Here is a 21,060-nt window from a genome sequence, read left to right on the forward strand (position 1 = left end):
TCGGAGGGTGCGGTCCGTGGATCGGTAAGGTCCGCGGCCCGCACCCCCCACACCCACCAGACCTGCCGTCAGCACGGCGGAGAAGAAGACAGAAGTCCAGGAGGACCAGCAGTGGCGAAGGCGAAGTTCGAGCGGACCAAGCCGCACGTCAACATCGGCACCATCGGTCACATCGACCACGGCAAGACCACGCTGACGGCGGCCATCACCAAGGTTCTGCACGACAAGTACCCGAACCTCAACGAGGCTTCGGCGTTCGACATGATCGACAAGGCGCCCGAGGAGCGCCAGCGCGGTATCACGATCTCCATCGCGCACGTCGAGTACCAGACCGAGAAGCGGCACTACGCCCACGTGGACTGCCCCGGTCACGCCGACTACGTCAAGAACATGATCACCGGTGCCGCACAGATGGACGGCGCGATCCTGGTGGTCGCGGCGACCGACGGCCCGATGCCGCAGACCCGTGAGCACGTGCTCCTGGCCCGCCAGGTCGGCGTGCCCTACATCGTCGTCGCGCTGAACAAGGCCGACATGGTCGACGACGAGGAGATCATGGAGCTCGTCGAGATGGAGGTCCGTGAGCTGCTGTCGGCTCAGGACTACCCGGGCGACGACCTCCCGATCGTCCGCGTCTCGGCGCTGAAGGCGCTCGAGGGCGACGACACCTGGGCCGAGGCCATCGTCCAGCTGATGGACGCGGTCGACGAGGCCATCCCGGAGCCGGAGCGGGACATCGAGAAGCCGTTCCTCATGCCGGTCGAGGACGTCTTCACGATCACCGGTCGCGGCACGGTCGTCACCGGCCGCATCGAGCGGGGCATCGTCAAGGTCAACGAGTCGGTCGACATCGTCGGCATCCGGCCCAACAAGACCTCGACCACCGTCACCGGTGTCGAGATGTTCCGCAAGATCCTCGACGAGGGCCGGGCCGGCGAGAACGTCGGTCTGCTCCTGCGCGGCATCAAGCGTGAGGACGTGGAGCGCGGCCAGGTCGTCGTGAAGCCGGGTTCGATCACCCCGCACACCGAGTTCGAGGGCCAGGTGTACATCCTGGGCAAGGACGAGGGCGGCCGTCACACCCCGTTCTTCAACAACTACCGTCCGCAGTTCTACTTCCGGACGACCGACGTGACCGGCGTCGTGACCCTCCCGCAGGGCACCGAGATGGTCATGCCGGGTGACAACACCACCATGAGCGTTCAGCTGATCCAGCCGATCGCCATGGAGGAGGGCCTGCAGTTCGCCATCCGTGAGGGTGGCCGGACCGTGGGTGCCGGACAGGTCACCAAGATCAACTCCTGAGGTGGCGGGGGCGTCCGGCCGGACCCGATCCGGCCGGCCGCCCTCCGATCCACCCCCCGGTCGAGGGTGCTACACGAGCGTGTGGCATCCTTGACGGGTTGCACGATGAGCATGGCGCGCGGAAGCGCCGCCCCTGTTCCCGGACCTCCGGTAGTCCAGGTGTCGCGCCCCACGCGCCATGTTCCTTGTGACCCCCCGGCCGTGAGGCCGGGATAACCGAGTGACATGCCCGCCCCAAGGGGGTGGGACGCGGTGACCCGGGCACGACCATGGGAACCGGGCGCGACACGCCCGACCTCGTGGACCGGAGAGCCCCGGCAGGAGCGAGGTCCCGGAGCACCGGGACCACTCCGAGCCGACAGACCTGAACAGAGCACGGGCCGCAGCCGGCCGCAGACGGTGGAGAGCTCGCGCCGTGCTGTCTCGAACGGGGCCGACACCGCGCAACCCCCGCGGCAGGAAGAAGAGGACGACCGACGACCATGGCGGGACAGAAGATCCGCATCAGGCTCAAGGCCTATGACCACGAGGCAATCGACGCGTCTGCTCGCAAGATCGTGGAGACCGTGACGCGTACCGGTGCCCGGGTCGTCGGCCCCGTGCCGTTGCCGACCGAGAAGAACGTGTACTGCGTCATCCGCTCGCCGCACAAGTACAAGGACTCGCGCGAGCACTTCGAGATGCGCACGCACAAGCGGCTGATCGACATCCTCGACCCGACGCCGAAGACCGTCGACGCGCTCATGCGCATCGACCTCCCGGCGAGCGTCGACGTCAACATCCAGTAGGCGTGGGGGCGAAGACGATGAAGACGACTGCGACCAAGCAGACGAAGAAGGTCACCGGGATCCTGGGCACCAAGCTCGGGATGACCCAGGTGTTCGACGAGAACAACCGCGTCGTGCCGGTCACCGTGGTTCAGGCCGAGCCGAACGTCGTGACCCAGGTGCGCTCCGAGGAGACCGACGGCTACACCGCCGTCCAGCTGGCCTACGGCGCCATCGACCCGCGCAAGGTGAACAAGCCGGAGACCGGCCACTTCACCAAGGCGGGCGTCACGCCGCGCCGGCACCTGCTGGAGCTGCGCACCTCCGACGCCGCCGACTACACGCCGGGCCAGGAGATCACCGTCGAGGCGTTCGCCGAGGTGGCCGAGGTCGACGTGGTCGGCGTGACCAAGGGCAAGGGCTTCGCCGGTGTCATGAAGCGTCACGGCTTCCACGGCCTGGGCGCCTCGCACGGCACCCAGCGCAAGCACCGTTCGCCGGGCTCCATCGGCGGCTGCGCCACCCCGGGCCGCGTGTTCAAGGGTGTGCGGATGGCCGGCCGGATGGGCTCGAACCGCCAGACCACGCAGAACCTGAAGGTTCACCGGGTGGACGCCGAGCGCGGCCTGCTGCTCATCAAGGGCGCGGTCCCCGGTCCCCGCGGTGGGCTCGTCGTGGTGAAGACCCCCGCGAAGGGTGATGGCAAGTGAGCACCGTGCAGATCAAGACCCCCGAGGGCACCGCGAAGGGCAGCGTCGAGCTGCCGGAGCACGTCTTCGACACGACGGCGAACATCGCGCTGATGCACCAGGTGGTGACCGCGCAGCTGAACGCGGCCCGCCAGGGCACGCACGACACCAAGGGCCGCGGCGAGGTCCGCGGCGGTGGCCGCAAGCCGTACCGGCAGAAGGGCACCGGCCGCGCCCGTCAGGGCTCGGTCCGCGCGCCGCAGTTCGCCGGCGGTGGCATCGTGCACGGCCCGACGCCGCGCGACTACTCGCAGCGGACCCCGAAGAAGATGAAGGCCGCCGCCCTGCGTGGCGCCCTCTCCGACCGGGCCCGCGCCGGCCGTGTGCACGTCGTGACCGAGTTCCTGGCCGAGGGCACGCCCTCGACGAAGGCGGCCCGCAAGGTCCTCGAGACCGTGCTGCCCGAGGCCGGGACCAGCCGGGTGCTGGCCGTCGTCGAGCGCGGCGCCGAGACCACCCTGCTGAGCCTGCGCAACCTGCCGCAGGTGCACCTGATCGCGCCGGACCAGCTGAACACCCACGACGTGCTGATCAACGATGTCGTGCTGTTCACGCAGGTGGCGTTGGACGAGTTCCTGGCGGGCCCGGTCGCGAAGCCGAAGGCCGCCGGCCGGCGTTCCGCCGGCACCGCTGAGGAGGCCGACAAGTGATCACGGACCCGCGGGACGTGTTGCTGCGTCCGGTCGTCTCGGAGAAGAGCTACGGGCTGCTCGACGAGCGCCAGTACACCTTCATCGTCGCGCCGGACGCGAACAAGACCCAGATCAAGATCGCCGTGGAGAAGGTGTTCGGGGTCAAGGTGACCAGCGTGAACACGCTGAACCGCCCGGGCAAGCGCAAGCGCTCCCGCACCGGCTACGGCAAGCGCAAGGACACCAAGCGCGCGGTCGTCACGCTCTCCCCGGAGAGCAAGACGATCGACGTCTTCGGTGGCCCGGCGAGCTGAGGGAGCGAGCAGACCGATGGCCATTCGTAAGTACAAGCCGACGACGTCGGGCCGCCGTGGTTCGAGCGTCTCGGACTTCGCCGAGATCACCCGGGACCACCCGGAGAAGTCGCTGCTGCGCCCGCTGCACAACCGTGGCGGCCGCAACGTGCACGGGCGGGTCACCGCCCGGCACCAGGGTGGCGGCCACAAGCGTGCCTACCGCCTGATCGACTTCCGTCGCAACGACAAGGACGGGATCCCGGCGAAGGTCGCGCACATCGAGTACGACCCGAACCGCACCTCGCGGATCGCACTGCTGCACTACGCCGACGGCGAGAAGCGTTACATCATCGCGCCGGCCCGGCTGAAGCAGGGCGACCCGATCGAGAACGGCCCCCGGGCCGACATCAAGGTGGGCAACAACCTGCCGCTGCGCAACATCCCGACGGGCACCGTGGTGCACGCGATCGAGCTCCGCCCCGGTGGCGGCGCCAAGATCGCGCGCTCGGCCGGTGCCGGCGTCCAGCTGGTCGCCAAGGACGGGCCCTACGCGCAGCTGCGGATGCCCTCCGGCGAGATCCGCAACGTCGACGTCCGCTGCCGCGCGACGATCGGCGCGGTCGGCAACTCGGAGCACGCCAACATCAACTGGGGCAAGGCAGGCCGGATGCGGTGGAAGGGCAAGCGCCCGACCGTCCGTGGTGTCGCCATGAACCCGGTGGACCACCCGCACGGTGGTGGTGAGGGCAAGACCTCCGGTGGCCGCCACCCGGTCAACCCGGCCGGTACCCCCGAGGGCCGCACCCGCAAGAACAAGCCCTCCGACAAGTTGATCGTCCGCCGGCGCCGTACCGGCAAGAAGCGCTGAGCAGGGAGGTAAAGATGCCGCGCAGCCTGAAGAAGGGCCCCTTCGTGGACGACCACCTGCTCAAGAAGGTGGACGCCCTCAACGAGTCCGGCAAGAAGACCGTCATCCGCACGTGGTCCCGTCGGTCCACGATCATCCCGGACATGATCGGTCACACCATCGCGGTGCACGACGGCCGCAAGCACGTGCCGGTGTTCGTGTCCGACTCGATGGTCGGGCACAAGCTGGGCGAGTTCGCCCCGACCCGGACCTTCCGGGGACACATCAAGGACGACCGCAAGGCGCGTCGGCGCTAGAAGCCGGCCCGAGTAGCGACTAGGAGAGGTGGAGAAAGATGGCTGATGCTGTGAAGACAGCAGCCGACACCACCGGCGCTGCGCTCGAGCCGACTCGTGCGCGCGCCGTGGCAAGGTTCGTCCGCAGTTCGCCGATGAAGACCCGTCGTGTCGTGGACCTGGTCCGCGGCCTGCCGGTCGACGAGGCGCTCGCGATCCTGCGGTTCTCGCCGCAGGCTGCGGCCGAGCCGGTGGCGAAGGTCGTGGCGAGCGCCGCGGCCAACGCCCAGAACAACCTGGACCTGAACCCGGACACCCTCGTGGTGGCCGTGGCGATGGTCGACGAGGGCCCGACGCTCAAGCGGATCCGGCCGCGCGCCCAGGGGCGCGCCTACCGGATCCGCAAGCGGACGAGCCACATCACCATCGAGGTCGAGTCGGTCCCGAAGCGGACCCAGCAGGCCGGCCGTCGTGGTGCGAAGGGGAGGGCCCGCTGATGGGGCAGAAGATCAACCCGCACGGCTTCCGCCTGGGCATCACCACGGACTGGAAGTCCCGCTGGTACGCGGACAAGCAGTACTCGGAGTACGTCAAGGAGGACGTCGCGATCCGCCGCATGCTCTCCAAGGGCATGGAGCGGGCCGGCATCTCCAAGGTCGAGATCGAGCGGACCCGGGACCGGGTGCGGGTGGACATCCACACCGCCCGTCCGGGCATCGTGATCGGCCGGCGTGGCGCCGAGGCCGACCGGATCCGGGGCAACCTCGAGAAGCTGACCCGCAAGCAGGTCCAGCTGAACATCCTCGAGGTCAAGAACTCGGAGTCGGACGCGCAGCTCGTCGCCCAGGGCGTCGCCGAGCAGCTGTCGAACCGGGTCGCCTTCCGGCGGGCCATGCGCAAGGCCATCCAGTCGGCCATGCGCAGCCCGCAGGTCAAGGGCATCCGGGTCCAGTGCTCGGGCCGCCTCGGCGGTGCCGAGATGTCGCGGTCGGAGTTCTACCGCGAGGGCCGGGTCCCGCTGCACACGCTGCGCGCGGACATCGACTACGGCCTGTTCGAGGCCAGGACCTCCTTCGGCCGGATCGGCGTGAAGGTCTGGATCTACAAGGGCGACGTCGTCGGTGGCCGCCGCGAGGGCGCGCCCGCCGCCGAGGCGCCGGGCCGCGGCCCGCGCCGCGAGCGTCCGGCCCGCCGCCGGTCGGGTGCCTCGGGCACCACCGCGACCAGCACCGAGGCCGGGCGTGCCGCGCAGAGCGGCCAGGGCGGCGCGGCCACCGCGACCGTCGAGGCCCCGGCGTCCACCGACAACCAGAGCAACGGTGGGGAGAGCTAGAGATGCTGATCCCACGCAAGGTCAAGCACCGCAAGCAGCACCGGCCGAAGCGTAAGGGCATGGCCAGCGGCGGCACGGCGGTCACCTTCGGCGACTGGGGCATCCAGGCGCTGGAGCCGGCCTACGTGACCAACCGGCAGATCGAGTCCGCGCGTATCGCGATCAACCGGCACATCCGTCGTGGCGGGAAGATCTGGATCAACGTCTTCCCGGACATCCCGATGACGAAGAAGCCGGCCGAGACCCGGATGGGTTCCGGCAAGGGCTCGCCGGAGAAGTGGGTCACGAACGTGAAGCCGGGCCGGGTCCTCTTCGAGATGACCTACCCGAACAAGGAGACCGCTCACGAGGCGCTCCGCCGGGCCATCCACAAGCTGCCCATGAAGTGCCGGATCGTGTCCCGTGAGGGTGGTGACATCTGATGGCGAGCAGTGGCAACACCAAGGCTGCCGAGCTGCGCGAGCTCTCCGACGAGGAGCTGGTCGTGCGCGTCCGGGAGGCCAAGGAGGAGCTGTTCAACCTCCGCTTCCAGATGGCCACCGGGCAGCTGGACAACAACCGGCGGCTGCGGGCCGTCCGCCACGACATCGCGCGTTGCTACACGGTGATGCGTGAGCGTGAGCTCGGCCTGTCCGCCGCCCCGACCGAGAGCGAGGGCGCGGCGTGACTGAGCAGGCCAGCACCGAGCAGAACACCCAGCGCGGGGAGCGCAAGGTCCGCGAGGGCCTGGTCGTGTCCGACAAGATGGAGAAGACGATCGTCGTCTCCCTCGAGGACCGCGTGAAGCACCCCCTGTACGGCAAGGTCATCCGCCGGACCAGCAAGGTCAAGGCGCACGACGAGGGGAACACCGCCGGCGTCGGCGACCGTGTTCGCCTCATGGAGACCCGCCCGCTGTCGGCGACCAAGCGCTGGCGGCTGGTGGAGATCCTCGAGAAGGCCAAGTAGGAGTCACAGTGATCCAGCAGGAGTCGCGGCTGCGCGTCGCCGACAACACCGGTGCCAAGGAGATCCTGTGCATCCGGGTGCTGGGCGGCTCCGCGCGGCGCTACGCCGGGATCGGCGACGTCATCGTCGCCACGGTCAAGGAGGCCATCCCCGGCGCCGGCGTGAAGCGCGGTGACGTCGTCAAGGCGGTCATCGTGCGCACCAAGAAGGAGAAGCGCCGTCCCGACGGCAGCTACATCCGTTTCGACGAGAACGCCGCTGTCCTGATCAAGCCGGACAACGGACCTCGGGGGACCCGAATCTTCGGCCCGGTCGGGCGCGAGCTGCGCGACCGCAAGTTCATGAGGATCATCTCCCTCGCTCCGGAGGTGCTCTGATTCATGAAGGCGAAGATGAAGGTGAAGAAGGGCGACACCGTGCTGGTGATCGCCGGTAAGGACAAGGGCGCCAAGGGCAAGGTCATCGCGGCCTACCCGGAGCGTCAGCGCGTGCTGGTCGAGGGCGTGAACCGGATCAAGAAGCACACCCGGATCAGCCAGAACCAGCGTGGAGCCGAGAGCGGCGGGATCGTCACCCAGGAGGCGGCCATCCACGTCTCGAACGTGATGGTCGTCGACTCCGACGGCAAGCCGACCCGCGTCGGCCGGTCGACCGTCGAGGGCGAGGACGGCACGTCCCGCCGGGTCCGGATCTCCAAGCGCAACGGGAAGGAGATCTGAGATGACCACCGCAGAGAAGACCCTCCCGCGTCTCAAGCAGCGCTACCGCGACGAGATCCTCGACAAGCTCCGTGAGGACTTCGGCTACACCAACGTCATGCAGATCCCCGGCCTGACCAAGGTCGTGGTGAACATGGGTGTCGGTGACGCCGCCCGGGACTCGAAGCTGATCGACGGCGCCCTGCGCGACCTGGCCATCATCACCGGCCAGAAGCCGCAGCTGCGCCGCGCGACCAAGTCGATCGCGCAGTTCAAGCTGCGCGAGGGCATGCCGATCGGCGCCAAGGTGACCCTCCGGAACGACCGCATGTGGGAGTTCCTGGACCGGCTGCTGACGATCGCGCTGCCGCGTATCCGGGACTTCCGGGGTCTGTCCGGCGACCAGTTCGACGGTCGCGGCAACTACACGTTCGGCCTCACCGAGCAGTCGATGTTCCACGAGATCGACCCGGACACCATCGACCGCCCGCGGGGCATGGACATCACCGTGGTGACCACCGCGACCACGAACGCCGAGGGCCGGGCGCTGCTGCGTCACCTGGGCTTCCCGTTCAAGGAGAACTGAGCGAATGGCGAAGAAGGCGCTCATCAACAAGGCGAACGCGACGCCCAAGTTCGCGGTTCGCGGTTACACCCGCTGCCAGAAGTGCGGCCGGCCGCGTGCGGTCTTCCGCAAGTTCGGCCTCTGCCGCGTGTGCCTGCGCGACATGGCACACGCCGGCGAGCTGCCGGGTGTGAGCAAGTCCAGCTGGTGATCCGAGAGGCCCCGCGCCGCGGGGCCCGGGTCGACCCGATCGCCGAAGGCCCGCACCGGCACGGCGCCCCGAGCAGGGGCGCCGCGCCGGTACGCGGAACCACGGTGGGAAAGAGACAGACACCATGACGATGACCGATCCGATCGCAGACATGCTCACCCGTCTGCGGAACGCGAACTCGGCCTACCACGACCGCGTGGTGATGCCGCACTCCAAGCTGAAGGTCTCCATCGCGGAGATCCTGCAGAAGGAGGGCTACATCGCCGCCCACCACACCGAGGACGCCGAGGTCGGCAAGTCCCTGGTCGTCGAGCTGAAGTACGGCCGCAACCGGGAGCGGAGCATCGCCGGCCTGCGCCGGGTCTCCAAGCCCGGTCTGCGGGTCTACGCGAAGTCGACGAACCTGCCGCGGGTCCTCGGGGGCCTCGGCGTGGCGATCATCTCGACCTCGCGGGGTCTGATGACCGACCAGCAGGCCTACCGGAGCGGCGTGGGCGGGGAAGTCCTCGCCTACGTCTGGTGAGAGAGGGGTAACGAACGATGTCTCGCATCGGAAAGCTGCCCGTCACCGTCCCGTCCGGCGTGGAGATCACCATCGACGGCCGCACGGTCACCGCGAAGGGCCCCAAGGGCACCCTGTCGCACACCGTCGTCGAGCCGATCTCGGTCGAGCGCGACGACGACGGTGCGGTGCTGGTGAAGCGCCCGAACGAGGAGCGCGAGGTCCGGGCCTTCCACGGCCTGTCCCGCTCCCTCGTCAACAACATCGTGGTCGGCGTCAGCGCCGGCTACGAGAAGAAGCTGGAGATCCACGGCGTCGGTTACCGGGTCCAGCTCAAGGGCTCGAACCTGGAGTTCGCCCTGGGCTACTCGCACCCGGTCGTGATCGAGCCGCCGGAGGGGATCACCTTCGCGGTCGAGTCCCCGACCCGGTTCTCGGTTTCCGGTATCGACAAGCAGCTGGTCGGCGAGATCGCCGCGAACATCCGGAAGCTGCGCCGCCCGGACCCGTACAAGGGCAAGGGCGTGCGGTACGCCGGCGAGCAGGTCCGCCGCAAGGTCGGGAAGACGGGTAAGTGATGGCCGAGAACGACACCGTGTCGGGTGCCGCCCGGCGGCGGATGGCGTCGCAGGTGGCGCGTGCGCGCCGCGACTCGCGCCTCCGCCGGCACGCCCGGCTCCGCAAGAAGATCTCCGGGACGCCGGTGCGCCCGCGCCTGGCGGTCAACCGCTCGTCGCGGCACATCACCGTGCAGCTGATCGACGACCTGGCCGGGCACACCCTGGCGCACGCGTCGACGCTGGACACCGAGGTGCGCGGCGTGGACGGCGACAAGAAGGCCAAGGCGGCCAAGGTCGGCGAGCTCATCGCCGCCCGCGCCAAGGAGGCCGGCATCTCCGCGGTCGTGTTCGACCGCGGTGGGCTGCGCTACCACGGGCGGATCGCCGCCCTGGCCGATGCCGCCCGCGAGGGAGGCCTGGAGTTCTGATGAACCAGACCGAGAACATTGAAGGGATCGTCTGATGCCGGGACGTACGCGGCGTGACGGCGGAGGGCCCGGCGGCGGTGGCAACGACAACCGCAACAGCCGGGACCGCCGCGACGGTGGCCGTGGCGGGGCGGCCCAGGACAAGACCCCGTACATCGAGCGGCTGGTCACGATCAACCGCGTGGCCAAGGTCGTCAAGGGCGGCCGCCGGTTCAGCTTCACCGCGCTGATGATCGTCGGCGACGGTGACGGCCTGGTGGGCGTCGGCTACGGCAAGGCCAAGGAGGTGCCGGCCGCGATCGCCAAGGGCGTGGAGGAGGCGAAGAAGAACTTCTTCCGCGTCCCGCGCATCGGCGGCACGATCGTGCACCGCGTGCAGGGTGAGGCCGCCGCGGGCGTCGTCATGCTGCGCCCGGCCTCGCCGGGTACCGGTGTCATCGCCGGCGGCCCGGTCCGCGCGGTGCTGGAGTGCGCGGGGATCTCGGACATCCTGTCCAAGTCCCTTGGCTCCGACAACGCGATCAACATCGTGCACGCCACGGTGGCCGCGCTGAAGGCGGTGCAGCGTCCGGAGGAGGTCGCGGCCCGCCGCGGCCTGCCGCTCGAGGACGTCGCCCCGGCCAGCATGATGCGTCAGCGCGCCGAGGCCGACGCGGCGAGGGTGTGAGCGACATGGCCACGTTGAGGATCACCCAGGTGAAGAGCCGGATCGGGGCGAAGCAGAACCAGCGCGACACGCTGCGTTCGCTGGGCCTGCGCAAGATCCGGCAGACGGTGGAGCGCCCGGACACCCCGCAGAACCGCGGGTACGTCCACACGGTGCGCCACCTCGTGACCGTGGAGGAGGTGGCGCAGTGAGCACTGCGGACGAGAACTCCGGCAGCGGCGTGATCAAGCTGCACGACCTGCGTCCGGCTCCGGGCTCGAAGACCGCCAGGACCCGGGTGGGTCGCGGCGAGGGCTCGAAGGGCAAGACCGCGGGCCGCGGCACCAAGGGCACCAAGGCCCGCAAGACAGTGTCGCCGCGCTTCGAGGGCGGGCAGATGCCGCTGCACATGCGGCTGCCCAAGCTCAAGGGCTTCAAGAACCGGTTCAAGGTCGAGTACCAGGTCGTGAACGTCGGCGACCTCGCCACCCTGTTCCCGCAGGGCGGCGAGATCGGCCCGGCCGAGCTGGTCGAGGCCGGTGCGGTGCGCCGCAACCAGCTGGTGAAGGTGCTCGGCGAGGGTGAGCTCTCGGGCGTCGCCCTCACCGTGAAGGCACACAAGTTCTCCGCCTCCGCCCGGGAGAAGATCTCGGCGGCGGGCGGCTCGGTCACCGAGCTCTGACCCGGACCGAGCACAGAACACCGCCACGGCGCCGTCCATGTGCCCGTGACCCGCTCCAGCGGGTCGGGGCCCGTGGGCGGCGCCGAGGCGTTTCCGGGCCGCTGTTAGAGTCACGATCGGGCCTCGGGTCCACGTGCAGCGGGAGCGGCGCGGCCACGGCCGGGTCCCCCGCAGGGAGGGACCGTTCGGTCCCCACCCGGCCCGGGAGGCGCGGAACGCGCCCCCCATCCGGCCGACCCCGTCCGGGGCCGGCGCAGGCGGTGTCGGGCCGCCGACGTCGTAGGAGGATCACCGAGTGCTCAGCGCAGTCCGGTCGGCCCTGACCACGCCGGATCTCCGCAAGAAGATCCTCTTCACGCTGGCGATCGTGGCGGTGTACCGGCTCGGGGCGAACATCCCCTCGCCGGGGGTGTCCTACCCGAACATCCAGGAATGCGTCCGCCAGGTCGAGGGCGGCGACAATGCGAGCGTCTACTCGCTGATCAACCTGTTCTCCGGCGGGGCACTGCTCCAGCTGTCGATCTTCGCGCTGGGCATCATGCCCTACATCACCGCGAGCATCATCGTGCAGCTGCTGCAGGTCGTCATCCCGCGGTTCGAGCAGCTGAAGAAGGAAGGCCAGTCCGGCCAGGCGAAGCTGACGCAGTACACCCGGTACCTGACGATCGGCATCGCGATCCTGCAGGCGACCGGGTTCGTGGCGCTCGCCGAGCGCGGGCAGCTGTTCCAGGGCTGCGCGCTGCCGATCATCCCGGACTCGTCGGTCTTCACCCTGGTCGTCATCGTGACCACGATGGTCGCCGGCACCACGCTGGTGATGTGGCTGGGCGAGCAGGTGACCGAGCGCGGCGTCGGCAACGGCATGTCGCTGCTCATCTTCGCCTCGATCGCGCACCGGATCCCGGCCGAGGGCCGGCTCATCCTGGAGAACTCCGGTGGCCTGGTCTTCGCCGGTGTCTGCGTGTTCGGCCTCGCCATCATCGCGAGCGTCGTGTTCGTCGAGAACGGCCAGCGGCGGATCCCGGTCCAGTACGCCAAGCGGATGGTCGGGCGCCGGATGTACGGCGGCACCTCGACCTACCTCCCGCTGAAGGTCAACCAGGCCGGCGTCGTGCCGGTGATCTTCGGCAGCTCGCTGCTGTACCTGCCCGACCTGGTGGCCCGGCTCGCCGGGAACGAGGGCGGCTGGTTCCAGCAGTTCGTGCAGACCTATCTGGTCGATCAGTCCAGTCCTGTGCACATCGTCATGTACATGGCGCTGATCATCTTCTTCACGTACTTCTACGTCGGGATCACGTTCAACCCGGACGACCGCGCCGAGGACATGAAGAAGTACGGCGGCTTCATCCCGGGCATCCGGCCGGGCCGCCCGACCGCCGAGTACCTGAACTTCGTGCTCAGTCGCATCACCCTGCCGGGATCGCTCTACCTCGGCATCATCGCGGTGCTCCCGAACTTCTTCCTCGGCATCACCGGCACCGGGCAGAACCAGAACTTCCCGTTCGGCGGGACGGCCGTTCTGATCATGGTGACAGTGGGCCTCGACACCCTGAAGCAGATCGAGAGCCAGCTCATGCAGCGGAACTACGAGGGTTTCCTGCGTTAGGCTCGCCGCAGCGTGGCCGTGCGGGAACCCCGGTCGGGGCCCCGGCCTCGGATCGGGTGCCGTGGCACCGTGGCGCCGGCGGCGATGCCGGTGCCGAGCAGATGAGACTTCAGGAGGTCGGGTTCGCGTGCGACTCGTTCTGGTGGGACCGCCCGGCGCGGGCAAGGGAACGCAGGCTGAGCAGATGGCGAAGCGGTTGGACGTCCCGCACATCTCGACGGGCGACCTGTTCCGCGCCAACCTCCGCGACGAGACCGAGCTCGGTCGCGAGGCGAAGCGGTACATGGACGCGGGGGACCTGGTCCCCGACGAGGTGACCGTGGGCATGGTCCGCGACCGCCTCGGCGACGCCGACACCGCGAAGGGCTTCATCCTCGACGGGTTCCCGCGCAACACCGCCCAGGCGGCGTCGCTCGGCGAGATCCTGGACGAGAAGGGCCTCCGGCTCGACGCGGTCGTGCAGTTCGACGTCGAGGACGAGGTCGTCGTGCAGCGGCTGCTCGGTCGCGGCCGCAGCGACGACAACGAGGACACCATCCGCAACCGGCAGCGCGTGTACCGCGAGGAGACCGCGCCGCTGCTGGACCACTACCGTGACCAGCTGGTCACCATCGACGCGGTCGGCGAGGTCGACGAGATCACCGACCGGGTGTTCGCGGCGCTGAAGAAGTACGGCGCCTGACACCCGGCCGCCGGCGTCGGCCGGCACCGCGAGGAACCGAGGGAACGCATGAACGGTCGAGGCGGCCTCCGCGGCGCCATCGCCCGCTACCGGGGCCGGGACATCGAGCTCAAGACCCTGCGCCAGCTGGAGGCGATGCGGGAGGCGGGCGCGCTGGTCGCGGCCACCCTGGCCGCGGTCACCGAGCAGGCGAAGCCGGGTGTGAGCACGGCCGAGCTGGACGCGCTGGCCGAGCAGACCATCCGGGACGGCGGAGCCGTCCCGTCGTTCCTCGGCTACCACGGCTTCCCGGCGAGCATCTGCGCGTCGGTGAACGAGCAGATCGTGCACGGCATCCCGTCGTCGTCGCAGGTGCTGGCCGAGGGTGACCTGCTGTCGGTGGACTGCGGCGCGATCCTGGACGGCTGGCACGGAGACTCGGCGGTCACGATCGCGGTCGGCGACGTGGCGCCCGCCGATCTCGCACTGTCCGCCGCCTGCCGGTCGGCGCTGGACGCCGGCATCCTCGCGGTGCAGCCCGGCGCCCGGCTCACCGACATCTCCTACGCCGTGCAGGAGGCCTGCCGGGCGGCGGCCGAGGCGGACGGCGCCGACTACGGGATCGTGGCCGAGTACGGCGGGCACGGCATCGGCACCTCGATGCACATGGACCCGTTCCTGCCCAACCACGGCGAGCCGGGCCGCGGTCCGCGGCTGCGGCCCGGGATGGCACTCGCGGTCGAGCCGATGCTCGTCGCGGGCGACCCGGAGACCCTGGAGCTGCCGGATGGCTGGACGGTCGTCACCGCCGCCGGCGGCCGCGCCGTGCACTGGGAGCACACCGTCGCCGTCACCGAGGACGGGCCCTGGCTGCTGACCGCGCTGGCCGGCGCGCCGGACCGGCCCGGAGCCTGAGCCCACCGCCGGATCGACGCCGTCCGGGGCGACACCGTCCGGATCGATCCAGGCGATCGATCAAGCACTCACCGGGCGGGTAGTCCGCGTCACGTCGCGGGACCATGGACCGTTGCGGGTGGACTAGGTTCCCGGCATGGGCGAAGAGGCCGGGCGGGACGACCCGCAGAAGACGGTCACGGTCGGTGTGCCGACGGAGATCCGGGCGGGCGAGCGCCGGGTGGCGCTGGTACCGAAGGTGATCGGGAAGCTCGGCGGGCGTGGTGCGACCGTCGTGGTCGAGGCCGGGGCCGGCGCGGGTGCGCTGATCCCGGACGAGGAGTTCACGCAGGCGGGCGCCTCGATCGGCGATCCCTGGGCGTGCGACGTGGTCGCGGTGGTGAACCCGCCGACCACCGAGCAGATCGGGAAGCTCCGCCAGGACCAGGTCCTGGTCGGATTCCTGTCGCCGCTCACCGACCCGGAGACCGTGCAGCAGCTGCGCGACGCCGGTGTCACCGCGTTCGCGATGGAGTCGATCCCGCGGATCTCCCGGGCGCAGGGCATGGACGCGCTGTCGTCGCAGGCGAACGTGGCGGGCTACAAGGCGGTGCTGGCCGCGGCCGAGCACTCCACCCGCTTCTTCCCGATGCTGACGACGGCGGCGGGCACCGTGAAGCCGGCCACCGCGCTGGTGCTCGGGGTCGGCGTCGCCGGACTGCAGGCGCTGGCCACCGCGAAGCGGCTCGGGGCCCGGACCACCGGCTACGACGTCCGGCCGGAGGTCGCCGACCAGGTGCGCTCGCTGGGCGCGCAGTGGCTCGACCTGGGCATCGACGCGGCCGGTGAGGGCGGCTACGCCCGCGAGCTCACCGACGAGGAGCGGGCCAGGCAGCAGCAGGCCCTGGAGGACGCGATCACCGGCTTCGACGTCGTCATCACCACCGCGCTGGTGCCGGGCCGGACCGCGCCGCGGCTGGTCAGCGCCGCCGCGGTGGAGGGCATGCGGCCGGGCAGCGTGATCGTCGACCTGGCGGGCGAGGCGGGCGGCAACTGCGAGCTGACCGAGCCGGGGGAGACCGTCGTCCGGCACGACGTGACGATCGTGTCCCCGCTGAACCTCCCGGCCGCGATGCCCGAGCACGCGTCCGAGCTGTACGCCCGCAACGTCACCGCGCTGCTGGAGCTGCTGGTCACCGACGGCGAGCTGTCCCCGGACTTCTCCGACGAGGTACTGGCGAAGTCCTGCGTCACCCGTGAGGAGGAGGTGTCCTGATGGACTCCGGACTGCTGGCGAACATCGCCATCCTGGTGCTGGCCGGCTTCGTCGGCTTCGCGGTGATCTCGAAGGTCCCGAACACCCTGCACACCCCGCTGATGTCGGGCACCAACGCCATCCACGGCATCGTGCTGCTCGGCGCGATCGTGGTACTCGGGCGTGAGGAGGTCGGCGTCGTGGACGCGATCATCCTGGTCGTCGCGATCGTGTTCGGCGTGATCAACGTGGTCGGCGGCTTCCTGGTCACCGACCGGATGCTCGGCATGTTCAAGGGCAAGCAGCCGGGCCGGGCCGGCACCGGCGCCGAGAAGAACGGGAGCGGCTCGTGAGCGGCCACACGGAGATCCTCGCCGCCACCGACACCCTGGCGACCGGTCCGCTGGCCGTGGTCGTCCCGGTGCTCTACATCATCGCGTTCGCGCTGTTCATCTACGGCCTGTCCGGGCTGACCGGCCCGAAGACCGCGGTGCGCGGCAACTGGATCGCCGCGGTCGGCATGGCCATCGCGGTCGGCGCGACGCTGCTGCTGGTCCAGGCGAACTGGCTGCTGATCATCCTCGGCCTGGTGGTCGGCACGATCCTCGGCGTGCCGTCCGCGCGCAACGTGCGGATGACCCAGATGCCGCAGATGGTCGCGCTGTTCAACGGCGTCGGCGGTGGCGCCGTCGCGCTGATCGCCTGGGCCGAGTTCCGCAACACCGACGGCTTCGTCGACACCGCGCTCTACGTCGTCATCGCCACCATGTTCGCGGCGATCGTCGGGTCGATCTCGTTCTGGGGCTCGCTGATCGCGTTCGGCAAGCTGCAGGAGATCCTGCCCGGCCGCCCGATCGGCCTCGGCCGGGCGCAGCAGCCGCTGAACCTGCTGCTGCTGGTGCTCGCGGTGGTCGCCGCCGTCGTCGCCGGGCTCGGCGGGGCGGGCGAGATCTGGGTGATCGCGGTGCTGCTGCTGGCCGCGGTGGTCGGCGTGCTCGTCGTGCTGCCGATCGGCGGCGCCGACATGCCGGTCGTCATCTCGCTGCTGAACGCCATGACCGGCCTGTCCGCCGCGGCCGCCGGGCTCGCGCTGAACAACACCGCGATGATCGTCGCCGGCATGATCGTCGGCGCCTCCGGCTCGATCCTGACCAACCAGATGGCCGTCGCGATGAACCGGACCATCCCGGCGATCGTCGCCGGCGGGTTCGGCGGGACGCAGGCCGCGGCGGCCGACGACGGGGTGGAGCGGACCGTCAAGTCCACCTCCGCGGCCGACGCGGCCATCCAGATGGCCTACGCGTCGCAGGTGATCGTCGTCCCCGGCTACGGGATGGCGGTGGCCCAGGCCCAGCACGCGGTCAAGGACATGGCCAAGCTGCTGGAGAGCAAGGGCGTCGAGGTCAAGTACGCGATCCACCCGGTGGCCGGCCGGATGCCCGGGCACATGAACGTGCTGCTCGCCGAGGCCGACGTCTCCTACGACGCGCTCAAGGAGATGGACGACATCAACGACGAGTTCTCCCGCACCGACGTGACGCTGGTGATCGGGGCGAACGACGTCACCAACCCGGCCGCCCGCAACGACCCGTCCAGCCCGATCCACGGGATGCCGATCCTGAACGTCGACGAGTCGCGCAACGTCATCGTGCTCAAGCGCTCGATGGGCTCGGGCTTCGCCGGCATCGACAATCCGCTGTTCTTCCAGGACAACACCTCGATGCTGTTCGGTGACGCGAAGAGCTCGGTGGAGAGCGTCAGCGAGGAGCTGAAGGCCCTCTAGCCGCCCGGGCCGCACACGCGCGCGGGAACCCACCGGTCCGGTACCGTCGACGGTGCCGACCCGTGGGTCACCCCGCGTGCACCCGCCCCGCCCGACCTCCGTACACTGGACAGCCGGTGCGCTCTGTGGCGCCGGTTCCGTCGTGTTCCCACACCCGGCCCGGGCCCGTTCGTGCGCATCCGCCGCCCCGCCGGTCAGGCCGGCAGGGTGGAGCAACCGACACCTGTCACGGATAGCGGAGGACATGGCCAAGAAGGACGGGGCGATCGAGGTCGAGGGCCGGGTCGTCGAACCCCTGCCGAACGCGATGTTCCGGGTGGAGCTGGAGAACGGCCACCGGGTTCTCGCGCACATCAGCGGGAAGATGCGCCAGCACTACATCCGGATCCTTCCGGAGGACCGGGTGGTGGTCGAGCTGTCGCCCTACGACCTCAGCCGCGGCCGCATCGTCTACCGCTACAAGTGACTGCCGTGCACGTCACGGTCGGTCGCATGCCCCAGAAGAACAACGGACAGAGGCAGACGACGTGAAGGTCAAGCCGAGCGTCAAGAAGATCTGCGACAAGTGCCAGGTGATCCGCCGCAACGGCCGGATCATCGTGATCTGCTCGAACCTGCGCCACAAGCAGCGCCAGGGCTGATCACCGCCGGACCCGGCGGGCAGCTGTCGTGATCGTCTGATCGCTTCAGAAATGCTTCAGAGAAGCCCCCGACGTACCCGTCGGGCCACGAGGGCCCGGAGGCACCCCCGGAACCAGGCCGGGGCCCGCATCGCAGCGGCGGAGCGGGACGGACGTCGGGAAGACCTGGCACGAGAACCGAATGGAGACAACGCCGCATGGCACGTGTTGCCGGCGTCGACCTCCCCCGCGAGAAGCGGATGGAGATCGCGCTCACCTACATCTACGGGGTCGGACGAGCCCGGTCCAAGGAGATCCTCGAGGGCACGGCGATCAGCCCTGACCTGCGGTCGAAGGACCTGACCGACGAGGACGTCACCAAGCTCCGCGACTACATCGAGGAGCACCTGCGGGTCGAGGGTGACCTGCGCCGCGAGGTGCAGGCGGACATCCGCCGCAAGATCGAGATCGGCTCGTACCAGGGCATCCGCCACCGTCGCGGTCTCCCGGTCCGCGGCCAGCGCACGAAGACCAACGCGCGCGGCCGCAAGGGTCCGAAGAAGACCGTCGCCGGTAAGAAGAAGGCAGGTAAGAAGTAATGCCGCCCCGCGCACGCCAGGGCACCGGACCCAAGAAGGTCCGCCGTCGCGAGAAGAAGAACGTCGCGCACGGGCACGCCCACATCAAGAGCACGTTCAACAACACGATCGTGTCGATCACCGACCCGACCGGTGCCGTCATCGCCTGGGCCTCGTCCGGCAACGTCGGCCTCAAGGGCTCGCGCAAGTCGACGCCGTTCGCCGCGCAGCTGGCCGCCGAGAACGCGGCCCGCAAGGCCGCCGAGCACGGCATGAAGAAGGTCGACGTCTTCGTGAAGGGCCCGGGCTCGGGCCGCGAGACCGCGATCCGCTCGCTGCAGGCCGCCGGCCTCGAGGTGGGCACCATTTCCGACGTCACCCCGCAGCCGCACAACGGCTGCCGTCCGCCCAAGCGGCGCCGGGTCTAGGGGAAGGGGAGTACAACCATGGCTCGCTACACCGGCCCCATGACCCGCAAGTCGCGCCGACTGAAGACCGACCTCGTCGGCGGCGACCAGGCGTTCGAGCGTCGTCCCTACCCGCCCGGCCAGCACGGCCGGATCCGGATCAAGGAGACCGAGTACCTCCTGCAGCTGCAGGAGAAGCAGAAGGCGCGCTTCGGCTACGGGCTGCAGGAGAAGCAGCTCCGCAGCTACTACGAGGAGGCGCACCGCCGGGAGGGCAAGACCGGCGACGAGCTGCTGCAGATCCTCGAGTCGCGTCTGGACAACGTCGTGTACCGGGCGGGTCTCGCCCGTACCCGGCGGATGGCCCGCCAGCTGGTGAACCACGGCCACTTCCTGGTCAACGGGAAGCGCGTGGACATCCCCAGCTACCGGGTCTCCCGCTACGACATCATCGACGTCCGCGACAAGTCGCGGAACACCGATCCGTTCGTGATCGCCCGGGAGACCCAGGGCGAGCGTCCGGTTCCGGCGTGGCTGCAGGTCGTTCCGTCGACGCTGCGCATCCTGGTCCACCAGCTGCCCGAGCGCGCTCAGATCGACACCCAGGTCACCGAGCAGCTCATCGTCGAGTTCTACTCGAAGTAGCTCGACATCCCGCCGCCCCGCAGGGAGGGGCGGCGGTGCACTGCGGCGTCAAATAGCGGTCGTCGCAGGTGTCGTAAGGAGGCACACACCCATGCTGATCTCTCAGCGACCCGCCCTCACCGAGGACGTCGTCACCGAGACCCGGTCCCGGTTCGTCATCGAGCCGCTGGAGCCGGGCTTCGGCTACACGCTCGGCAACTCCCTGCGCCGGACGCTGCTGTCGTCCATCCCCGGCGCCGCCGTCACCTCCATCCGGATCGACGGCGTCCTGCACGAGTTCACCACCGTGCCGGGGGTCAAGGAGGACGTCACCGACATCATCCTGAACCTCAAGGAGCTCGTCGTGAGCTCCGAGGAGGACGAGCCGGTGACCATGTACCTGCGCAAGCAGGGCCCGGGCGCGGTCACCGCCGGCGACATCGTGCCGCCGGCCGGTGTCACCGTGCACAACCCGGACCTGCACATCGCCTCGCTGAACGACAAGGGCCGGCTCGAGGTCGAGCTCGTCGTCGAGCGCGGCCGCGGGTACGTCCCGGCGATGCAGAACAAGGCCACCGGTGCCGAGATCGGCCGGATCCCGGTCGACTCGATCTACTCCCCGGTGCTGAAGGTGACCTACAAGGTCGAGGCCACGCGAGTCGAGCAGCGCACCGACTTCGACAAGCTCGTCCTCGATGTCGAGTCGAAGCCGTCCATCACCCCGCGGGACGCGCTGGCCTCGGCCGGCAAGACCCTGGTCGAGCTGTTCGGCCTGGCCCGCGAGCTGAACGTGGACGCCGAGGGCATCGAGATCGGCCCCTCCCCGCAGGAGGCGGACACCATCGCGGCGTTCGCGATGCCGATCGAGGAGCTGGACCTCACGGTCCGGTCCTACAACTGCCTCAAGCGCGAGGGCATCCACACGGTCGGCGAGCTCGTCGGCCGCAGCGAGGCGGACCTGCTCGACATCCGCAACTTCGGCGCCAAGTCGATCGACGAGGTCAAGATGAAGCTCGTCGGTCTCGGCCTGGCCCTCAAGGACAGCCCGCCCGGGTTCGACCCGTCGGCGGCGGCGAGCGACTACGGCGCCGACGGTGACAGCGGGTTCGACCCCGGCACCTTCGGTGACGACGGTCAGGACTACGCAGAAACGGAGCAGTTGTAGCC

General features: G+C 69.6%; 34 protein-coding genes. All 34 read left to right on the forward strand.

All coding sequences use genetic code 11. The features are described 5' to 3' along the window. Positions 1 to 111: 111 nt before the first annotated feature. Positions 112 to 1,305, forward strand: a complete 1,194-nt coding sequence (gene tuf / locus ABZ881_RS14905; RefSeq protein WP_358484916.1) for an elongation factor Tu — start codon at positions 112 to 114, stop codon at positions 1,303 to 1,305. Positions 1,306 to 1,787: 482 nt separating this feature from the next. Beyond that, entirely contained in the window at positions 1,788 to 2,093 is a 306-nt protein-coding gene (gene rpsJ, locus ABZ881_RS14910) for a 30S ribosomal protein S10 (protein ID WP_003938093.1), read from the forward strand. A gap of 17 nt (positions 2,094 to 2,110) precedes the next feature. Continuing rightward, complete coding sequence (gene rplC / locus ABZ881_RS14915; protein ID WP_358484918.1) at positions 2,111 to 2,782, forward strand: 50S ribosomal protein L3; 672 nt, start codon at positions 2,111 to 2,113, stop codon at positions 2,780 to 2,782. Then, positions 2,779 to 3,471: a 50S ribosomal protein L4 gene (gene rplD / locus ABZ881_RS14920; RefSeq protein ID WP_344028840.1), complete on the forward strand. Its 693-nt coding sequence runs from the start codon at positions 2,779 to 2,781 to the stop codon at positions 3,469 to 3,471. The genes rplC and rplD overlap by 4 nt, the downstream gene beginning before the upstream one ends. After that, positions 3,468 to 3,767 carry a 50S ribosomal protein L23 gene (rplW, locus tag ABZ881_RS14925; protein ID WP_344028843.1) on the forward strand — a complete coding sequence of 100 codons (300 nt, stop codon included), beginning with the start codon at positions 3,468 to 3,470 and terminating at the stop codon, positions 3,765 to 3,767. The genes rplD and rplW overlap by 4 nt, the downstream gene beginning before the upstream one ends. Before the next feature lie 16 nt (positions 3,768 to 3,783). Then, entirely contained in the window at positions 3,784 to 4,617 is an 834-nt protein-coding gene (rplB, locus tag ABZ881_RS14930) for a 50S ribosomal protein L2 (protein ID WP_344028846.1), read from the forward strand. Between the two features lie 14 nt (positions 4,618 to 4,631). Continuing rightward, the gene (rpsS, locus tag ABZ881_RS14935; protein ID WP_020622935.1) at positions 4,632 to 4,913 is read left to right on the forward strand and encodes a 30S ribosomal protein S19; all 282 of its coding nucleotides are present in this window, start codon (positions 4,632 to 4,634) and stop codon (positions 4,911 to 4,913) included. A gap of 38 nt (positions 4,914 to 4,951) precedes the next feature. Further along, on the forward strand, positions 4,952 to 5,389 hold the full coding sequence (rplV, locus tag ABZ881_RS14940) for a 50S ribosomal protein L22 (RefSeq protein ID WP_344028849.1): 438 nt from the start codon (positions 4,952 to 4,954) through the stop codon (positions 5,387 to 5,389). Further along, the gene (rpsC, locus tag ABZ881_RS14945; protein ID WP_358484921.1) at positions 5,389 to 6,225 is read left to right on the forward strand and encodes a 30S ribosomal protein S3; all 837 of its coding nucleotides are present in this window, start codon (positions 5,389 to 5,391) and stop codon (positions 6,223 to 6,225) included. Before rplV ends, rpsC begins: the two co-directional genes overlap by 1 nt. A gap of 2 nt (positions 6,226 to 6,227) precedes the next feature. Then, positions 6,228 to 6,647, forward strand: coding sequence for a 50S ribosomal protein L16 (gene rplP / locus ABZ881_RS14950; RefSeq protein ID WP_344028856.1), 420 nt, complete (start codon positions 6,228 to 6,230; stop codon positions 6,645 to 6,647). Further along, positions 6,647 to 6,892, forward strand: coding sequence for a 50S ribosomal protein L29 (gene rpmC, locus ABZ881_RS14955; protein WP_020622931.1), 246 nt, complete (start codon positions 6,647 to 6,649; stop codon positions 6,890 to 6,892). Before rplP ends, rpmC begins: the two co-directional genes overlap by 1 nt. Further along, positions 6,889 to 7,173 carry a 30S ribosomal protein S17 gene (rpsQ, locus tag ABZ881_RS14960; RefSeq protein WP_344028858.1) on the forward strand — a complete coding sequence of 95 codons (285 nt, stop codon included), beginning with the start codon at positions 6,889 to 6,891 and terminating at the stop codon, positions 7,171 to 7,173. The genes rpmC and rpsQ overlap by 4 nt, the downstream gene beginning before the upstream one ends. An 8-nt stretch (positions 7,174 to 7,181) precedes the next feature. After that, on the forward strand, positions 7,182 to 7,550 hold the full coding sequence (gene rplN, locus ABZ881_RS14965) for a 50S ribosomal protein L14 (RefSeq protein WP_068797776.1): 369 nt from the start codon (positions 7,182 to 7,184) through the stop codon (positions 7,548 to 7,550). A 15-nt stretch (positions 7,551 to 7,565) separates the two neighbouring features. Beyond that, on the forward strand, positions 7,566 to 7,892 hold the full coding sequence (gene rplX, locus ABZ881_RS14970) for a 50S ribosomal protein L24 (RefSeq protein WP_344029796.1): 327 nt from the start codon (positions 7,566 to 7,568) through the stop codon (positions 7,890 to 7,892). Position 7,893: 1 nt separating this feature from the next. Continuing rightward, positions 7,894 to 8,457: a 50S ribosomal protein L5 gene (rplE, locus tag ABZ881_RS14975; RefSeq protein ID WP_344028865.1), complete on the forward strand. Its 564-nt coding sequence runs from the start codon at positions 7,894 to 7,896 to the stop codon at positions 8,455 to 8,457. A gap of 4 nt (positions 8,458 to 8,461) precedes the next feature. Beyond that, the gene (locus ABZ881_RS14980) at positions 8,462 to 8,647 is read left to right on the forward strand and encodes a type Z 30S ribosomal protein S14 (RefSeq protein WP_068797778.1); all 186 of its coding nucleotides are present in this window, start codon (positions 8,462 to 8,464) and stop codon (positions 8,645 to 8,647) included. Positions 8,648 to 8,771: 124 nt separating this feature from the next. After that, the gene (gene rpsH, locus ABZ881_RS14985; protein ID WP_344028868.1) at positions 8,772 to 9,170 is read left to right on the forward strand and encodes a 30S ribosomal protein S8; all 399 of its coding nucleotides are present in this window, start codon (positions 8,772 to 8,774) and stop codon (positions 9,168 to 9,170) included. A 17-nt stretch (positions 9,171 to 9,187) separates the two neighbouring features. After that, positions 9,188 to 9,727 (forward strand): 50S ribosomal protein L6, encoded by a 540-nt coding sequence (gene rplF, locus ABZ881_RS14990; RefSeq protein ID WP_344028871.1) that lies wholly within the window; start codon positions 9,188 to 9,190, stop codon positions 9,725 to 9,727. After that, positions 9,727 to 10,137 (forward strand): 50S ribosomal protein L18, encoded by a 411-nt coding sequence (gene rplR / locus ABZ881_RS14995; protein ID WP_344028875.1) that lies wholly within the window; start codon positions 9,727 to 9,729, stop codon positions 10,135 to 10,137. Before rplF ends, rplR begins: the two co-directional genes overlap by 1 nt. A gap of 34 nt (positions 10,138 to 10,171) precedes the next feature. Then, positions 10,172 to 10,804 carry a 30S ribosomal protein S5 gene (rpsE, locus tag ABZ881_RS15000; RefSeq protein WP_358484925.1) on the forward strand — a complete coding sequence of 211 codons (633 nt, stop codon included), beginning with the start codon at positions 10,172 to 10,174 and terminating at the stop codon, positions 10,802 to 10,804. A gap of 5 nt (positions 10,805 to 10,809) precedes the next feature. After that, positions 10,810 to 10,995 carry a 50S ribosomal protein L30 gene (gene rpmD / locus ABZ881_RS15005; RefSeq protein WP_344028880.1) on the forward strand — a complete coding sequence of 62 codons (186 nt, stop codon included), beginning with the start codon at positions 10,810 to 10,812 and terminating at the stop codon, positions 10,993 to 10,995. A gap of 29 nt (positions 10,996 to 11,024) precedes the next feature. Then, complete coding sequence (gene rplO / locus ABZ881_RS15010) at positions 11,025 to 11,465, forward strand: 50S ribosomal protein L15 (protein ID WP_358485069.1); 441 nt, start codon at positions 11,025 to 11,027, stop codon at positions 11,463 to 11,465. 295 nt (positions 11,466 to 11,760) lie between these two features. Beyond that, the gene (secY, locus tag ABZ881_RS15015) at positions 11,761 to 13,071 is read left to right on the forward strand and encodes a preprotein translocase subunit SecY (RefSeq protein ID WP_344028883.1); all 1,311 of its coding nucleotides are present in this window, start codon (positions 11,761 to 11,763) and stop codon (positions 13,069 to 13,071) included. A 127-nt stretch (positions 13,072 to 13,198) separates the two neighbouring features. Next, positions 13,199 to 13,753: an adenylate kinase gene (locus ABZ881_RS15020; protein WP_344028885.1), complete on the forward strand. Its 555-nt coding sequence runs from the start codon at positions 13,199 to 13,201 to the stop codon at positions 13,751 to 13,753. Positions 13,754 to 13,801: 48 nt separating this feature from the next. Beyond that, positions 13,802 to 14,647, forward strand: a complete 846-nt coding sequence (gene map / locus ABZ881_RS15025) for a type I methionyl aminopeptidase (protein WP_358484929.1) — start codon at positions 13,802 to 13,804, stop codon at positions 14,645 to 14,647. 136 nt (positions 14,648 to 14,783) lie between these two features. Then, positions 14,784 to 15,902 (forward strand): Re/Si-specific NAD(P)(+) transhydrogenase subunit alpha, encoded by a 1,119-nt coding sequence (locus tag ABZ881_RS15030; protein WP_358484931.1) that lies wholly within the window; start codon positions 14,784 to 14,786, stop codon positions 15,900 to 15,902. After that, positions 15,902 to 16,234 carry an NAD(P) transhydrogenase subunit alpha gene (locus ABZ881_RS15035; RefSeq protein WP_344028893.1) on the forward strand — a complete coding sequence of 111 codons (333 nt, stop codon included), beginning with the start codon at positions 15,902 to 15,904 and terminating at the stop codon, positions 16,232 to 16,234. Before ABZ881_RS15030 ends, ABZ881_RS15035 begins: the two co-directional genes overlap by 1 nt. Positions 16,235 to 16,284: 50 nt before the next feature. Then, the gene (locus tag ABZ881_RS15040; RefSeq protein WP_358485071.1) at positions 16,285 to 17,664 is read left to right on the forward strand and encodes an NAD(P)(+) transhydrogenase (Re/Si-specific) subunit beta; all 1,380 of its coding nucleotides are present in this window, start codon (positions 16,285 to 16,287) and stop codon (positions 17,662 to 17,664) included. 244 nt (positions 17,665 to 17,908) lie between these two features. Next, positions 17,909 to 18,130: a translation initiation factor IF-1 gene (gene infA, locus ABZ881_RS15045; RefSeq protein WP_010228514.1), complete on the forward strand. Its 222-nt coding sequence runs from the start codon at positions 17,909 to 17,911 to the stop codon at positions 18,128 to 18,130. Between the two features lie 61 nt (positions 18,131 to 18,191). Further along, complete coding sequence (gene rpmJ / locus ABZ881_RS15050; protein WP_010228516.1) at positions 18,192 to 18,305, forward strand: 50S ribosomal protein L36; 114 nt, start codon at positions 18,192 to 18,194, stop codon at positions 18,303 to 18,305. 197 nt (positions 18,306 to 18,502) lie between these two features. Next, entirely contained in the window at positions 18,503 to 18,883 is a 381-nt protein-coding gene (rpsM, locus tag ABZ881_RS15055) for a 30S ribosomal protein S13 (RefSeq protein ID WP_358484934.1), read from the forward strand. Further along, on the forward strand, positions 18,883 to 19,290 hold the full coding sequence (gene rpsK / locus ABZ881_RS15060) for a 30S ribosomal protein S11 (protein ID WP_344028899.1): 408 nt from the start codon (positions 18,883 to 18,885) through the stop codon (positions 19,288 to 19,290). The genes rpsM and rpsK overlap by 1 nt, the downstream gene beginning before the upstream one ends. A gap of 18 nt (positions 19,291 to 19,308) precedes the next feature. Then, complete coding sequence (gene rpsD / locus ABZ881_RS15065; protein WP_344028902.1) at positions 19,309 to 19,914, forward strand: 30S ribosomal protein S4; 606 nt, start codon at positions 19,309 to 19,311, stop codon at positions 19,912 to 19,914. A 91-nt stretch (positions 19,915 to 20,005) separates the two neighbouring features. Further along, on the forward strand, positions 20,006 to 21,058 hold the full coding sequence (locus tag ABZ881_RS15070; protein WP_344028904.1) for a DNA-directed RNA polymerase subunit alpha: 1,053 nt from the start codon (positions 20,006 to 20,008) through the stop codon (positions 21,056 to 21,058). The last annotated feature ends 2 nt before the right edge of the window (positions 21,059 to 21,060 follow it).

It is taken from the genome of Pseudonocardia sp. NPDC046786 (assembly GCF_040645415.1).
Classification (GTDB): Bacteria; Actinomycetota; Actinomycetes; order Mycobacteriales; family Pseudonocardiaceae; genus Pseudonocardia; species Pseudonocardia kongjuensis.

Excerpts from the sequence above, each read along its gene's own strand:
- ABZ881_RS15030 (WP_358484931.1), top strand. The coding sequence starts at position 14,784 with ATGGGCGAAGAGGCCGGGCGGGACGACCCGCAGAAGACGGTCACGGTC.
- map (WP_358484929.1), top strand. The coding sequence starts at position 13,802 with ATGAACGGTCGAGGCGGCCTCCGCGGCGCCATCGCCCGCTACCGGGGC.
- rpsS (WP_020622935.1), top strand. The coding sequence starts at position 4,632 with ATGCCGCGCAGCCTGAAGAAGGGCCCCTTCGTGGACGACCACCTGCTC.
- ABZ881_RS14980 (WP_068797778.1), top strand. The coding sequence starts at position 8,462 with ATGGCGAAGAAGGCGCTCATCAACAAGGCGAACGCGACGCCCAAGTTC.
- rpsH (WP_344028868.1), top strand. The coding sequence starts at position 8,772 with ATGACGATGACCGATCCGATCGCAGACATGCTCACCCGTCTGCGGAAC.
- rplV (WP_344028849.1), top strand. The coding sequence starts at position 4,952 with ATGGCTGATGCTGTGAAGACAGCAGCCGACACCACCGGCGCTGCGCTC.
- rplF (WP_344028871.1), top strand. The coding sequence starts at position 9,188 with ATGTCTCGCATCGGAAAGCTGCCCGTCACCGTCCCGTCCGGCGTGGAG.
- rpsE (WP_358484925.1), top strand. The coding sequence starts at position 10,172 with ATGCCGGGACGTACGCGGCGTGACGGCGGAGGGCCCGGCGGCGGTGGC.
- rpsK (WP_344028899.1), top strand. The coding sequence starts at position 18,883 with ATGCCGCCCCGCGCACGCCAGGGCACCGGACCCAAGAAGGTCCGCCGT.
- rpsJ (WP_003938093.1), top strand. The coding sequence starts at position 1,788 with ATGGCGGGACAGAAGATCCGCATCAGGCTCAAGGCCTATGACCACGAG.
- rplR (WP_344028875.1), top strand. The coding sequence starts at position 9,727 with ATGGCCGAGAACGACACCGTGTCGGGTGCCGCCCGGCGGCGGATGGCG.
- rpsC (WP_358484921.1), top strand. The coding sequence starts at position 5,389 with ATGGGGCAGAAGATCAACCCGCACGGCTTCCGCCTGGGCATCACCACG.
- rplC (WP_358484918.1), top strand. The coding sequence starts at position 2,111 with ATGAAGACGACTGCGACCAAGCAGACGAAGAAGGTCACCGGGATCCTG.
- infA (WP_010228514.1), top strand. The coding sequence starts at position 17,909 with ATGGCCAAGAAGGACGGGGCGATCGAGGTCGAGGGCCGGGTCGTCGAA.
- rplB (WP_344028846.1), top strand. The coding sequence starts at position 3,784 with ATGGCCATTCGTAAGTACAAGCCGACGACGTCGGGCCGCCGTGGTTCG.
- rplE (WP_344028865.1), top strand. The coding sequence starts at position 7,894 with ATGACCACCGCAGAGAAGACCCTCCCGCGTCTCAAGCAGCGCTACCGC.
- ABZ881_RS15035 (WP_344028893.1), top strand. The coding sequence starts at position 15,902 with ATGGACTCCGGACTGCTGGCGAACATCGCCATCCTGGTGCTGGCCGGC.
- rplX (WP_344029796.1), top strand. The coding sequence starts at position 7,566 with ATGAAGGTGAAGAAGGGCGACACCGTGCTGGTGATCGCCGGTAAGGAC.
- rpmD (WP_344028880.1), top strand. The coding sequence starts at position 10,810 with ATGGCCACGTTGAGGATCACCCAGGTGAAGAGCCGGATCGGGGCGAAG.
- rplP (WP_344028856.1), top strand. The coding sequence starts at position 6,228 with ATGCTGATCCCACGCAAGGTCAAGCACCGCAAGCAGCACCGGCCGAAG.
- rpmC (WP_020622931.1), top strand. The coding sequence starts at position 6,647 with ATGGCGAGCAGTGGCAACACCAAGGCTGCCGAGCTGCGCGAGCTCTCC.
- rpsD (WP_344028902.1), top strand. The coding sequence starts at position 19,309 with ATGGCTCGCTACACCGGCCCCATGACCCGCAAGTCGCGCCGACTGAAG.
- rpsM (WP_358484934.1), top strand. The coding sequence starts at position 18,503 with ATGGCACGTGTTGCCGGCGTCGACCTCCCCCGCGAGAAGCGGATGGAG.
- ABZ881_RS15070 (WP_344028904.1), top strand. The coding sequence starts at position 20,006 with ATGCTGATCTCTCAGCGACCCGCCCTCACCGAGGACGTCGTCACCGAG.